The organism is Lachnoanaerobaculum sp. MSX33 (assembly GCF_000512995.1).
Classification (GTDB): domain Bacteria; phylum Bacillota; class Clostridia; order Lachnospirales; family Lachnospiraceae; genus Lachnoanaerobaculum.
This window is the reverse complement of the sequence record NZ_AZXX01000007.1, coordinates 22,809-36,928: the sequence shown is the minus strand read 5'-3', so window position 1 is coordinate 36,928 and position 14,120 is coordinate 22,809. Positions and strand designations below refer to the sequence as shown.

At 33.7% G+C, this 14,120-nt stretch carries 14 protein-coding genes; 10 read left to right on the top strand and 4 right to left on the bottom strand.

The genetic code is table 11. The features are described 5' to 3' along the window. Window positions 1–247: 247 nt before the first annotated feature. From recF to dnaA, 4 genes are all read right to left on the bottom strand, one after another. Window positions 248–1,339 carry a DNA replication/repair protein RecF gene (gene recF, locus HMPREF1495_RS00745; RefSeq protein WP_007594928.1) on the bottom strand — a complete coding sequence of 364 codons (1,092 nt, stop codon included), beginning with the start codon at window positions 1,337–1,339 and terminating at the stop codon, window positions 248–250. Then, the gene (locus tag HMPREF1495_RS00740; protein ID WP_007594926.1) at window positions 1,314–1,526 is read right to left on the bottom strand and encodes an RNA-binding S4 domain-containing protein; all 213 of its coding nucleotides are present in this window, start codon (window positions 1,524–1,526) and stop codon (window positions 1,314–1,316) included. Before HMPREF1495_RS00740 ends, recF begins: the two co-directional genes overlap by 26 nt. A 9-nt stretch (window positions 1,527–1,535) precedes the next feature. Then, complete coding sequence (gene dnaN, locus HMPREF1495_RS00735; protein ID WP_034211211.1) at window positions 1,536–2,645, bottom strand: DNA polymerase III subunit beta; 1,110 nt, start codon at window positions 2,643–2,645, stop codon at window positions 1,536–1,538. A 192-nt stretch (window positions 2,646–2,837) separates the two neighbouring features. Next, window positions 2,838–4,226: a chromosomal replication initiator protein DnaA gene (dnaA, locus tag HMPREF1495_RS00730; protein WP_034211209.1), complete on the bottom strand. Its 1,389-nt coding sequence runs from the start codon at window positions 4,224–4,226 to the stop codon at window positions 2,838–2,840. A gap of 520 nt (window positions 4,227–4,746) precedes the next feature. On the opposite strand from dnaA, the gene HMPREF1495_RS00725 reads away from it, so the two are divergent. The 10 genes from HMPREF1495_RS00725 to HMPREF1495_RS00680 all read left to right on the top strand — a co-directional run bounded on the left by HMPREF1495_RS00725 (window position 4,747) and on the right by HMPREF1495_RS00680 (window position 14,060). After that, the gene (locus HMPREF1495_RS00725) at window positions 4,747–5,376 is read left to right on the top strand and encodes an ECF transporter S component (RefSeq protein ID WP_007594922.1); all 630 of its coding nucleotides are present in this window, start codon (window positions 4,747–4,749) and stop codon (window positions 5,374–5,376) included. 118 nt (window positions 5,377–5,494) lie between these two features. Continuing rightward, window positions 5,495–5,629, top strand: coding sequence for a 50S ribosomal protein L34 (gene rpmH, locus HMPREF1495_RS00720; protein ID WP_007594921.1), 135 nt, complete (start codon window positions 5,495–5,497; stop codon window positions 5,627–5,629). A gap of 162 nt (window positions 5,630–5,791) precedes the next feature. Further along, entirely contained in the window at window positions 5,792–6,145 is a 354-nt protein-coding gene (gene rnpA, locus HMPREF1495_RS00715; protein WP_007594920.1) for a ribonuclease P protein component, read from the top strand. Then, window positions 6,126–6,362 (top strand): membrane protein insertion efficiency factor YidD, encoded by a 237-nt coding sequence (gene yidD / locus HMPREF1495_RS00710; RefSeq protein WP_007594919.1) that lies wholly within the window; start codon window positions 6,126–6,128, stop codon window positions 6,360–6,362. The genes rnpA and yidD overlap by 20 nt, the downstream gene beginning before the upstream one ends. Before the next feature lie 56 nt (window positions 6,363–6,418). Further along, on the top strand, window positions 6,419–7,675 hold the full coding sequence (locus HMPREF1495_RS00705) for a YidC/Oxa1 family membrane protein insertase (protein WP_034211197.1): 1,257 nt from the start codon (window positions 6,419–6,421) through the stop codon (window positions 7,673–7,675). A gap of 10 nt (window positions 7,676–7,685) precedes the next feature. After that, window positions 7,686–8,618, top strand: coding sequence for an RNA-binding cell elongation regulator Jag/EloR (gene jag / locus HMPREF1495_RS00700; protein ID WP_034211195.1), 933 nt, complete (start codon window positions 7,686–7,688; stop codon window positions 8,616–8,618). A gap of 100 nt (window positions 8,619–8,718) precedes the next feature. Then, a complete protein-coding gene (mnmE, locus tag HMPREF1495_RS00695; protein ID WP_034211193.1) occupies window positions 8,719–10,089 on the top strand; it encodes a tRNA uridine-5-carboxymethylaminomethyl(34) synthesis GTPase MnmE in 1,371 nt (456 codons plus the stop codon). Window positions 10,090–10,121: 32 nt separating this feature from the next. Then, window positions 10,122–12,011, top strand: a complete 1,890-nt coding sequence (mnmG, locus tag HMPREF1495_RS00690; protein WP_034211192.1) for a tRNA uridine-5-carboxymethylaminomethyl(34) synthesis enzyme MnmG — start codon at window positions 10,122–10,124, stop codon at window positions 12,009–12,011. Next, the gene (gene rsmG, locus HMPREF1495_RS00685) at window positions 12,004–12,729 is read left to right on the top strand and encodes a 16S rRNA (guanine(527)-N(7))-methyltransferase RsmG (protein ID WP_034211191.1); all 726 of its coding nucleotides are present in this window, start codon (window positions 12,004–12,006) and stop codon (window positions 12,727–12,729) included. The genes mnmG and rsmG overlap by 8 nt, the downstream gene beginning before the upstream one ends. Window positions 12,730–13,115: 386 nt before the next feature. Next, complete coding sequence (locus tag HMPREF1495_RS00680; protein WP_034211190.1) at window positions 13,116–14,060, top strand: alpha/beta fold hydrolase; 945 nt, start codon at window positions 13,116–13,118, stop codon at window positions 14,058–14,060. Window positions 14,061–14,120 lie beyond the last annotated feature (60 nt).

The following is a 14,120-nucleotide window of genomic DNA, read 5'->3' as shown; positions in this document are numbered from 1 at the left end:
ATACATGTGTGAATTTATGTGTGATAATATAACACACAATTTTGAAGTCTGCAAATTTTAACAGAGTTTTACGAAGATTTTAACATTATTTTTTTATATATTATCATTTTTATATTCTATATTTTTATTAATTTTTAACAAGGTGTAAGTTTTTATTTTTATTTTACATCCACATAACACCACAAAAAAGAAATTTTTTGATTACTCAAAATTTAAACAATTTTATAAAATACTTGTATACAATGAGTTAATTATATTCATTTTCTTTTATTGTACCATTTGTTACTTTAAACACCTTTCCAATATCCAAAGATTTATTCAAAAAATCTTCCACACCTGTACAGGTAATCAAAGTTTGAATATGTTTTATGGATTCCAAAAGATGAGACTGTCTTTTTCCGTCAAGCTCGGATAATACATCATCCAATAAAAGCACCGGAAATTCTCCGTATCTTGATTTTATAAGCTCTATCTCGGATAATTTTAATGATAAGGCAAGGCTTCTTTGCTGCCCTTGAGATCCGAACTTTTTCAAATCCATTTCACCGTTTAGAAAAAATGAAAAATCATCTCTATGTGGTCCTACATTCGTAGTCTTATACCTTATATCACTTGTTCTTGATTTTTTCAGTTCTTCTTCAAAATCATCTTTTTCAACATTCTTTTCATATACTACATTTATCTTCTCACCACCTGAGAGTAAAGAATGTATACCGAAAATGACCCCATTTAATTCCTTTATAAAGGCTTCTCTGTAAGCAATCAAATCCTTACCGTATTTTACAAGCTGCATATCCCAGATATCCAAAGTATCCTCAACACCGCTCTTAAAACCGATTTCTTTTAAAAGCTTGTTTCTCTGATCAAGCACCTTATTGTAGGTAACTAAAGTGGAAACATAGAGCTTATTTAACTGACAAAGCTCCATGTCCACAAAATTTCTTCTTTCCTTAGGACTTCTCTTGATAATATTCAAATCTTCAGGAGAGAAAAATACAACATTACAGGTACCGAAAAGCTCACTAAGCTTTCTTATCGGAATACCGTTTATAGCAACTCCCTTAGACTTGCTCTTTTTCAAATGCATATCAAGTCTTACAGATGAGTTGTTTTTTTCTATCATCAGCTTGATATGCGATTCATTGCTTCCGAATTTTATAATATCTTTATCTTTACTTCCTCTATGAGACTTTGAAGTGGTGGCAAGATATATTGACTCCAAAATATTTGTCTTTCCCTGCGCATTGTCACCGTAAAATATATTTACACCGCTTGAAAGCTGGATATTCAAACTCTCATAGTTTCTATAGTCCTTAAGCTCCAACGATTCTATAATCATTGTTCTCGTATGTAAATATATCGCCGTCTCTAAGCTTCTTACCTCTTCTAAGCTCCACCTCGGAATTTACCAAAACCTCTCCGGCCTGTATTACCATCTTGGCTTCCGAACCCATAGATACGGCACCTGCAAGCTTCATAGCCTGCTCCAGCTTTATATATTCATCTCTAATTTTAACTTCTTGCATATTTCACCTTTATCCTACAAAATTTACCGGCAATATCAGGTAAGTGTATGAATTTTTATCGTCTCTAATAAAGCATGGCGATTTTGCGTTTGTAAAATAAATATCTACAAAATCATCATCAATTACCTTTAATGCATCCACTAAGAACTTAGGGTTAAAGGCAATCTTTAAATCACTTCCGCTTTTTTCAATATTTACTTTGGCATCCATAAATCCAAGTGATGAATTTACGGACAATGTAAGTATTCCGTTTTCTATATTAAGAATCAAAGGCTTATGTTCATTTTCCCTGATAAGTATCATAGCCTGCTCTATAGCACTTTGAAATCTGTTTCTGCTGACGGTAACCTTGGTATCATAATCACTCGAGAGCATGGTCTCAATTCTGAAATATTCACCGTCAAGTATTCTTGACAATACAAGTGTTTTATCAAACTCAAAGAGTATATGATCCTTTGAAAAATAAATATTAACATCTTTTTGAGTATCGCTGTCAATTATCCTCATAACTTCCTGTAAGGACTTTATAGGAACCACACATCTTTGATTTTCAAAACTTCCGTTCAATTCAATATTTCTGATAGACATTCTATGTCCGTCAAGAGTAACGAATTTAGCCACATTGTCTTTAATATCTATAAGCTCTCCACCCATCATTCTGTTGATATCGCTTATAGCTGTGGAAAACTCGGTCTGTCTGATAACTTCTTTTAAACTGAACTGTGAAAGCTTGATAAAATCATCCCTGTCTACCTTCGGCATCGGTATAAACTCTACGGGATCAATTCCCATAATATTAAATACAGCCTGCTCACATCTGATAGTGGTCTTGAAATCCTTATCTACATCAAGCTCTATTAAAGAATCCGTATTTTCAAACTTTCTTACAATCTCTGAGAATAGTTTTGCATTTAAAACTACTCCACCCGGATTTACTATAATCGCATCCACTTCTGTTTGAATTGAAAGTTCCGTATCTGTAGCGTCTAAAACAACTCTGTTATCAGCTGCCGTTATAAGTATTGATTCTAAAATAACACTTGAAGTCTTGGTAGATATAGCCTTCATTACAATGCTTAAAGCATTTACCAATTGTGCTTTTTGAAATTTTAAATTCATTGTTCCTCCGGTTGGCGATTTTTTACTCAGTAAGGAGCTCGCTCGCCATGATAAATAATTAAATATATTTTAGTATTAGTATTATTATAGTGTGTGGATAAGTGCAAAAGTCTTAAAAGCCTTGTAAATACTTGCTTTTTAGCTTATTTTTGTAAACATCACCATGTTTGGGAACTACCCGTATAATTTGGATTACTGTGGAGAAATCTTCTTTTTGATAGTTTCAATTGTCTGATTCAGCTCACTGTCAGAGACGATTCTCTTAGTAATTACATCCTCGGAATTGACTATCGTGGAGTGATCTCTGTCACCCAAAAATTGACCTATTTTAGTTTGAGTATCATTGGTCATTTTTCTGCAAAGATAAACTGTAATATGTCTTGCAGTTGCTACAGGCTCTTTTCTTCCCTTGGCTTTTAATTCCGCCACGGTGATATTGAAATGATCCGCTACCACAGTTGCAATATACTCTGAAGTTATTTTTGTAGGAGCATCGGGAGTGATCATATCCTTCAGTACCGTTTTTGCCAGCTCTATATCAATTTCCTGATTTTTATTAAGTCTGCTCATAGCGTAAAGCTTATTTAGTGCTCCCTCAAGCATTCTGATATTACTCTTTATATTGGTAGCAATAAATTGAATAACTTCATTATCAATGTTTTTGCCGTCTCTTTCTTCCTTACTTCTAAGAATTGCCATTCTTGTTTCAAAGTCCGGAGAAAAAATCTCTACTGCCACACCCCAGGCAAATCTTGAACGAAGTCTCTCTTCAAGGTTTTTAAGTTCCATAGGAGGTCGGTCTGAAGAAAGTATTATCTGTTTTTTCTGCTCATACAATGCATTGAAAGTATGGAAAAGTTCTTCCTGTATTGCATCCTTACCGCCGATAAACTGAATATCATCAATAAGAAGTACATCTACATTACGATATTTTGAGCGATATTCCTGTAAATTGCTGTTTTTTAGCGCATCAATATATTCATTAAGGAATTTCTCACTGCTGACATATAAAATGATTGCCTCCGGATTGTGTTCCAATATGTAATGTGCAATGGAATGCATCAAGTGAGTTTTTCCAAGACCAACGCCTCCATATATAAAGAAGGGATTGTAATGTTCCCCCGGATTTTGACTTCCCGGAGATTCCGCTACAGCTATAGCGGTTGCATGTGCCAGATCGTTACTTTTACCTACTACGAATGTATCAAAAGTATAAAGCGGATCCAGATTTGCACTTAAAAGCTTCAGGTTGTTTACCGGATGCCGCTTATTGTCTATCAGCGTATTTTGATATTTTTTTGTTTCCTGCTCCGACTTTTCTATAAAAACGACATTACACTTTATTAAGGTAACTTCCTCTATGGATACCGAAAGGTATAGGGAGTATTTTTTTGTAACATAAGTTTTAAAAGGTTGTGAAGGAACAGTGATGACCAAGGTATAAACTCCCTTTGAATCCTTATCTATTGATGTCGGAATCATGGGTTTTATCCATGTATTGTATGATACAGGTGAGAGCTCATAATCATCCCTTAAAAATGTGATTATTTCCTCCCAACTGGATTTTATCTTATCTATCATCCTTTTTACTCCTTTAGGATAAGTATAAACTAGGTAAAGTATATCAAAAAAAGGTATTCATATCAATGTAAAGAAAAAGTAAAAAAGAAAATTATCAACATAGATATTCACAAAGTTATGGACAACGTAGTTGATTAAAAATTGTAAAATAAATTATCCATATTAAAAAATGATAAAAATAGATGTAAAAAAGCCTTATACACAGAATGTTGATAACGATGTTGACAAAGAAAAATAGCTTAAAATATAACAAAATAAGAAATGTCAACATTGAGATAAAATAAAATATCCACACACTATCAACAAAATGTGGATAACTAAAATATAAACATTTAGATTTTAAACAATGAAAATATACAGGTGAATGTGGATAATTATGTTGATAAGAATTTTAACAGTCGAAAATCCGGGGAACAATATTCTTACTTTGAGATAATAAAAATATTGATAAAACGGAGTATTAAATATATAATATTAAGTGCATTATATCCAATAGGAGTAGTAGCGAGAGGAGAAAAAAATGAAGAGAGATTCTTATCAGAAGACAAAAAGAATGGTAATCATGGCTATCTTCATAGCTATAATTATTATTCAGACATTGGTACCTATTTTGGGATTTATACCGCTTGGTATAATGAACGCAACTATCATTCATGTAACGGTAGCCATTGGGGCAATCTTACTTGGGTGGAAAGAGGGAGCAGGACTGGGATTTGTATTCGGACTTGGCAGTATGTGGAAGAATACATTCATGCCGAACCCGACATCATTTTGTTTTTCACCGTTTGCACCGGCCATAGCAGGATACACAGGCGGAATAAGATCTGTAATAGTATGTTTTGTTCCGAGAATACTGGTAGGTATAGTGGCTGCACTTGTTTTTAGAGCAATAAGAAAAACAGGTAAGGTGAAAATAGCACTCCTGGTATCAGGTGCCATGGCGGCAGTAACAAACACAATATTGGTAATGAGCGGTATATACTTCCTGTTCGGAGAGCATTATGCAAGTGCAACAGGGAGAGAGTTGACACAGTTGCCTGTTGTAATAGTAGGTATAATAGGAACACAGGGAGTAGCAGAGGCGATAGTTTCTTCAATCCTTACTTTAGCTGTAGCAGGTACATTATTAAAAATCAGTGAAGAGCGATAAAGCTATTGACTTGTATACCTTCTTTATATATAATACTAGGGTGCGTTCTTTGGAAAAGTAAAGAACATAGACTTAAAAAAGACTGGACAAACGAAAAGAAATAAGGAGGTATCAGATCATGAAGATGACATTCCAACCTAAGAAGAGACAAAGATCTAAGGTTCATGGTTTTAGAGCAAGAATGAGTTCAGCAGGCGGTAGAAAAGTTTTAGCTGCCAGAAGAGCAAAAGGAAGAGCTAGATTATCAGCTTAAAAAAATAAGGCAACAGCCGGAAAACAGATGAGTACTACATTATGTAGTAAAGAATTTATCTGTCGAAGATTACTTAGGGATAGTCTTATGACTATCCTTTTAGTTTATGGTAGTATTACATTTAATCTAATATAAGATGCGTTTTGCATTTGAGGAGTTTATGTGAAAAATTTTCCTTCTTTAAGAAGTAATGCTGATTTTCAAAGGGTATATAAGAACGGAAAGTCGTATGCCAATAAAACTCTTGTTATGTATGTATATGGAAATAATTTGGATTACAACAGGATAGGTATATCGGTTTCAAAGAAAAACGGTAACAGTGTAGTCAGACATACATTTGCAAGAAAATTGAGAGAAATTTTCAGATTGAATAAGATAGAGAAAAAGGGATTAGATATAATAGTAGTAGTACGAGTAGGTGCAGATGTAGGGGATTATCATAAATTGGAAAATGCCTATTTACATTTGCTGAAATCACATAGACTGGATAGAGAAAATGTTGAAGAAAATAAATAGCTTAGTATTAAAGGGTATGATTAAGCTTATTAGATTCTATCAAAAATATCTGTCACCGCTAAAGGTAAGAACACATTGTATTTATACTCCTACCTGTTCACAATATGCCATAGAGGCTTTAAAAAAACATGGCATAATAAAGGGATCATTACTTAGTATATGGAGAATATTGAGATGTAATCCTTTCGCAAAAGGTGGATACGATCCTGTGCCATAAGTATATTTATGGAATTTAGTAAGTTAGAAAATCTAATGAAATTTGGAGGAATTAGCTTGGACGTTGTACTGTTAACAAAGTCATCCACACCTATTATAGGTTGGTTTGCTGAAATACTTGGATTTATAATGAATCTGATATTTGATTTGGGAATCACAAATATCGGTGTCGCTATTATAATTTTTACACTGGTAATAAATATAATAATGATACCTTTGACTATAAATCAGCAGAAGTCACAAAAACTTATGGCTGTAATTCAACCTGAAATAAAGGCCATACAGGATAAATATAAAGGAAAAACAGATAATGAATCGGCAATGAAGATGAATGCTGAGACAAGAGCTGTGTACAGTAAGTACGGTACAAGTATGACAGGCGGTTGTCTTCCGCTTCTTATACAGATGCCTATATTGTTCGGACTTTATCAGGTTATATACAGAATACCGGCATATGTAACAAGTGTTCGCAGCGTATTTGAGACTGTGGCTACTTCACTTATGCAACAGTCTGATTATATAAATAAGATAAGTGATTTGGCAAAAGCTGTAAGACTTCCTATAGAAAATAATGACTATACAATTACAAATAAGGTAATAGATTTATTATATAAATTTACACCTGAAAAATGGACTACATTGTCAGAGACATTCCCTAATATGAGTAATGTCTTGGAGACAAGTATTCCTCTTATTAAGCAGATGAATTCATTCCTCGGTATTGATTTATCGGTGTCACCATGGCAGGGAATGAACAATATAAATGTAGCATGGATAATACCGATATTGGCCGGAGTTACACAGTTTATATCAACTAAGGTAATGACAACAAACCAGCCGAAGAACGGAGAGCCTGAGAATGAGATGGCAAAACAGATGCAGAGTATGAATACTGTAATGCCTATCATGTCAGTAGTATTTTGTTTTACTCTCCCTGCAGGTATCGGTATATACTGGATAGCTTCAGCACTTGCAAGAACAGTTATTCAGTTACTTGTAAACTACAGACTTAAAGATCTTGATATTGATAAGCTTGTAGAGTCAAACCTTGCAAAGCAAAATGCAAAGAGAGCAAAGCAAGGACTTCCTGCATTAAGCGCAAATAAGAAAGTCATCGAAAATGCAAAGCATATGGATGAAATTGAAAAGCAGGAAAAAGAAGAAAGAGCAAAAAAATACGAAGTGAATGCCAAGAATTTAAAGGATTCAACAGAGTATTACAATAAGGATGCAAAACCGGGTTCACTTGCTTCAAAGGCTAATATGGTAGCAAAGTACAATGAGAAGCAGGCAAATTCTAAGAAAAATAAATAGGAGGAAAGAGATGGACAGTGCTAGAGTTTCAGCAAGAAATTATGATGAAGCTTTAACCAAGGCTTTAATAGAGCTTGGAACCACAAGTGATAATGTGGATGTAGAGATAATTGAAAGAGGCACTAATGGATTTTTGGGAGTTTTCGGTGCAAAGCCATGGACTCTTAAGGTTACAATAAAGAAATCTGCTGATACAGAGAAAAAGAATTCATCAGAAAAGAAACACGAAAAGCAGAAGGAACAAAAATCTCCTATTGAGAAAAAAGAAGTAGAGAAAAAGGAAACTTTAGAACAAAAGGTAGAGACTGTTGTAGAAGAAGCTGCAGTAGAAGAAAAAGAGACATCTGTACATTCTGAAGAAGCTGTAGATGAATATGCACAGTTTTACGGTGAGGAAGAGCCTTCTTCTACAAGCAGACGAGTACTTACAAATGATGAGCTTGAGCAGATAAGAGACAGGGCTGATGCTTTCTTAAAGGATTTCTTTGCAGCAATGAATCTTCCTGCACATGCGGTATATAATTTCTCATTTAAGACAAATGAGCTTTCTATTGTAATAGAGAGTGAAGAAGACTTAGGCGTATTGATAGGAAAAAGAGGTCAGACTCTTGATTCACTTCAGTATATATTGAGCCTTGTAGTAAATAAGAGCAGCGAAAGCTATATAAGAATAAAGCTTGATACTGAAAACTACAGAAAAAAGAGAAAAGATAAACTTGAAATGCTTGCAAAGAATATAGCGGCAAAGGTAAAGAAAACAGGTAAGTTCACAGAGCTTGAACCTATGAATGCTTATGAGAGAAGAATCATACATGCGGCACTCCAGGGAGACAATATGGTATCTACAAAGAGTGTAGGTGAGGAACCTTTCAGACATATAACAGTTTATCCGAAGAAGAATTTTAAACAAAACAGAAGAAGCCCTAAAAGGGAAATACAATAAAAATTAGTCTTGTGAAAGAGGGCTGTTAATAACATAGTTATTGATGGTCCTCTTTTATTTCAGTAACAATATAAAGGTAATAAAATAGGATAATATAAATATGAAGAGAACAGATACTATTGCCGCTATAGCGACAGCACTTGGAGAAAGTGGAATAGGAATAATAAGAATAAGCGGAGAAGATGCCGTAAGTATAGCCGATAAAATATACAGCGGAAAGAAAAGACTGATTGAGGCGGACTCACATACTATCAACTACGGACATATATTTTTCGGTGAAGAGATAATAGATGAAGTTTTGGTAATGCTGATGAAAGCACCAAGAACATTCACAGGTGAAGACACGGTAGAGATAAACTGTCATGGAGGTATATTGATACTTGAAAAAGTATTGCATGCTGTACTGGAGTCGGGAGCAAGAATGGCACTTCCGGGAGAATTTACAAAGAGAGCCTTTTTGAACGGAAAGATGGATCTCAGTCAGGCGGAAGCGATAATAGATATAATAGAGGCAAAGAATGAACTGGCATTAAAAGCCGGAATCAGACAGTTGAACGGAGCCGTAACTGAGAATATAAAGACAATAAGGGCTCAGATACTGGAACAGATAGCATTTATAGAAGCAGCACTTGACGATCCGGAGCATTATTCACTGGACGGATACAGTGATAAATTAAAAAAGATAGTAAAGAAATTATATACAAGAATAGAATACTTAAAGAAATCATTTAAAGACGGGAGTATTATAAAGGAAGGTATAAATACGGTCATAATAGGAAAGCCGAATGCCGGAAAATCTTCCATTTTAAATCTTCTTTCAAGAACAGACAGGGCAATAGTTACCGATATAGCCGGAACAACAAGAGATACATTGACGGAGAATATCAAATTGTCAGGTATCAGCTTGAATATCACGGATACGGCAGGTATCAGGCAGACTGATGATGTGGTGGAAAGTATAGGAGTACAAAAAGCAATAGAGGCAAGTAATAATGCAGACTTAAATTTGGTGGTAATAGACGGACTTTTACCTTTAGATAAAGAAGATATAGAGTTGCTTGAAAGTGTAAAGGATAAAAATGCAATAATACTGCTTAATAAGTCTGATAGAGAGCTGAAATTAAGTGTTGAAGATATCAAGAAGTACAGTGATAAGGCTGTTATAATATTCTCAGCCAAGGAAAATATAGGAGTAGATGAATTGGAGGATATGATTAAGGCTAAGTTTATTTCAAAAGAGATAAATTTCAATGATCAGGTAATTATAACAAATATAAGACATCAGGAAATAATAAATGAAGTATCGGAATCTTTGGAAATGTGTCTTTCAAGTATCGAAGAAGGATACGAAGAGGACTTCTTTACAATAGATCTTTTAAATGCCTATGAAGCATTGGGTGAGATAATAGGTGAAACAGTGGATGATGATGTTGTAAATGAAATATTCTCAAAGTTCTGTATGGGCAAGTAATATAATTGCATACAATTAAATAGAGGTAGTTAATGAATATAATAGAAAAAGTATATGATATTGTGGTAGTCGGAGCAGGTCATGCAGGATGTGAGGCGGCACTTGCAAGCGCAAGACTTGGACTGAAGACTGTAATATTTACAGTAAGCGTGGATTCCATAGCTTTGATGCCATGTAATCCAAATATAGGTGGGAGTTCTAAAGGACACCTTGTAAGAGAACTTGATGCACTTGGCGGAGAAATGGGAAAATGCATTGATAAGACATTTATACAGTCCAAGATGCTTAATGCATCAAAAGGTCCGGCAGTGCACTCTCTCAGAGCACAGGCCGACAAGCAGGAATATTCCAAAGAAATGAGAAAAACCTTGGAGAATACTCCAAATCTAACTATATGTCAAAAAGAGATAACAAAGCTTATAATTGAGAATAATATATGTAAAGGTGTTGAAACCGTGTCAGGAAGTAAGTACTTTGCTAAAGCGGTCATTTCGGCGACAGGTACATATTTGAATGCAAGATGTATATATGGAGAGGTGGCTGAATATACAGGACCGAACGGTCTAAAATCTGCAAATCATCTGACATCTTCTCTTTTGGAATACGGTATTGATTTAAACAGATTTAAAACAGGTACTCCTGCCAGAGTTGACGGCAGAACCATAGATTACAGTGTGATGCAGGAGCAATATGGAGATAATCCGGTAGTACCTTTCTCATTTGAAACCGATCCTGAGAGTATACAAAAAGAACAGGTAAAATGCTATCTTGCATATACAGGTGAAAAGACTCATAAAATAATAAGAGAAAATATAGACAGATCACCATTGTTTTCAGGTGCTATAAAAGGAACAGGTCCAAGATATTGCCCTTCTATAGAAGATAAAGTTGTAAAATTTCCTGATAAGGACAGACATCAGATTTTTGTAGAGCCTGAAGGACTTTATACAAATGAAATGTATCTGTCAGGACTTTCAAGCTCTTTGCCTGAGGATGTACAGTATGCAATGATCAGGAGTATAGAAGGTTTTGAAAATGCTGAAATAGTAAGAAACGGATATGCAATTGAATACGATTGCATAGATGCCAGACAGTTAAAAGACAGCTTGGAGTTCAGGTCTATTGATGGTTTGTTTGCAGCAGGTCAGTTTAACGGTAGTTCAGGTTATGAAGAGGCTGCGGTTCAAGGACTTATGGCAGGTATAAATGCATCCATGAAAGTTATGGGAAAAGAACCGGTTGTAATAGGCAGAGATCAAGGATATATAGGTGTACTTATAGATGATTTGGTTACAAAAGAAAGTCATGAGCCATACAGAATGATGACTTCAAGATCTGAATACAGACTACTTCTTAGACAGGATAATGCGGATATCAGACTTTCAAAAATAGGCTATGAAGTAGGACTTATTTCAGAGGAAAGATATCAAAGGCTTCTTGAAAAAGAAAGACAAATAGATGAGGAAATTGATAGATTGAAAAATATCCATGTAGGGGCGAATGCCAAAGTACAGGAATTTTTAGTAAGAAACGGATCTACACCTCTTCAAACTTCAGCAAATCTGGCAGAAATTATAAGAAGACCTGAGTTAAATTACGATCTTACAAAAGAACTTGATGAAGACAGAAAAGAACTAAGGAAAGAAGTCAGAGATCAGGTAAATATAAATATAAAATATGAGGGATATATAAAAAGGCAGGAATCACAGGTAAAGCAGTTTAAAAAACTTGAAAACAAGAAAATACCTGTAGATATAGACTATAATAATGTAAACAGTCTTAGAATAGAGGCGGTACAAAAGTTAAGCAAAGTAAGACCAAGCTCTATCGGTCAGGCGTCAAGAATATCGGGAGTGTCACCTGCAGATATAACCGTATTATTGGTATATTTAGAGACTTATAAGGAGAAAAAGAATGTATAATGATATGGTAAAATACTTATCGGAAAGCAATATTCTTGATGTTGATATATCTGATGAGAAAAAAGAAAAGCTGTATAAATTCTATGAGATTTTGGTTGAGAAAAATAAGGTTATGAATCTTACTTCAATAACAGAAATCAAGGAGTTTACATATAAACATTTTATAGACAGTATTGCTTTGGAAAAATCCGTAAAAGATCTCGGAAGTAAGAATTATAATATAGCGGACATGGGTACAGGTGCAGGTTTTCCGGGAATACCTTTAGCTATAGTATATCCGAATCTTAATATGACTTTAATAGACAGCCTTAATAAAAGGATAAAATTTATAAAAGAAACCTGTGAAATATTGGATATTAAAAATGTAAATGCAATACATTCAAGAGCTGAGGATATAGACAGAAATAAAGATTACAGAGAGAAGTTTGATATATGTGTATCTAGGGCTGTTGCAAATCTGGCATCACTTTCAGAATATTGTTTACCTCTGGTAAAGATTGGCGGAAGTTTCATATCATATAAATCAAAGGGGTATGAAGTAGAAATTGCCGAGGCACAAAAGGCAATAAAAGTGCTGGGTGGAGAAACAGGAAATATTGAAAAGTTTGAGCTGGGTGAATACGGAGAAAGAATTTTACTTGATATAAAGAAAATAAAATCCACACCTGATAAATATCCGAGAAAAGCCGGTTTACCGACCAAGGAACCTATAAAGTAAATATATGTTTCACATGAAACATGTATTTTATCCATACAGTGATGTTTCATGTGAAACATTATACTGTATGGATTTTTTATTTGCATATATTATAGTCATAATGTATTTTTTAACATAGCAATATTTTAAGAAAGCACATATATCTCAATGATTTTAAGTTCGGTCTCTTTTAATAATATATAATTATAAATAATTGTATAATTTATAGTGTGAAACAAAGTAATGTTTCATGTGAAACATAAAAAATAAAAATTTATTTTAATGTTATCGCATTGATTAGAAAATACTAGTATGATAAAATATAAAAGTAATTATATATCGAATGAATATAAGTACAGAATTCAATTGTCGGCTTATATTATTCTATAAAATAAGGGGTTTAAAAAGTGAAAAAATACCTAAAAATTTTAACTGCTATGGTGATTTCATCCTCTACATTGATAGGTGTATCATTATTAAATAAAATTACAAAAATTCATGCAGTTTCAAAAAATCTTCTTGAGAAAGATAAAACAAAAGAGTTTGAGTGGAGATTTGGAAATATAAAGTACAGAAAAAAAGGGCATGGTAATCCTATTCTGCTAGTACACTCTTTGGAGGTGGCATCATCATCCGAGGAATGGTTCAAAGTAATAGATAATCTTGCGAGAACACATACTGTATATACTATTGATTTGCTTGGTTGCGGCCTTTCTGAAAAGCCTTTTATGACATATACAAATCATATATTTTCCCAGTTAATCTCTGATTTTATAAAGGTAGTTATAGGCAAAAGGACAACGGTAATAACCAGTGGAAACAGCTCTTCTTTTGTTATTGCGGCATGTGATAATGATAGCACATTGTTTGAGAAAATAATACTTGTCTCACCTGAAAAATTGTCAAATGGTCATCTTATACCGGGAAAAAGGGCCAGAACATATAAAGCAATACTCAGTACATCAATTTTAGGAACTCTACTATATAATATAGCGGTATACAAAATTAATATAAAACATAATATAAAACCGAACTTCTATAAAAAAGAAAAATTCACAGATGATATGTTGGATAAATGTTATGAAGCTGCACATAGAGGTTTATCACCAAAGTCACTATATTCAAGTATTGTATGTTTTTATACCAAGAAAAATATAAAGTTTGAACTTTCTCAAATAGATAACAGTATAATAATATTTGAGGGTAGATTTAATAGAGATTCTTCGGATATAACCAAAGAATATGTAAAGATAAATCCTGCTATTGAAACTGTGATAATAGATGATTCCAACAAATATCCTCACATAGAGAACGAAAAGGAATTTTTAAAAGCTTTGAATATATATCTATAAAGAATGTTTCACGGGAAATATTTATTTAAAAAGATATTATATTGGAAATTCGAAAAGGCA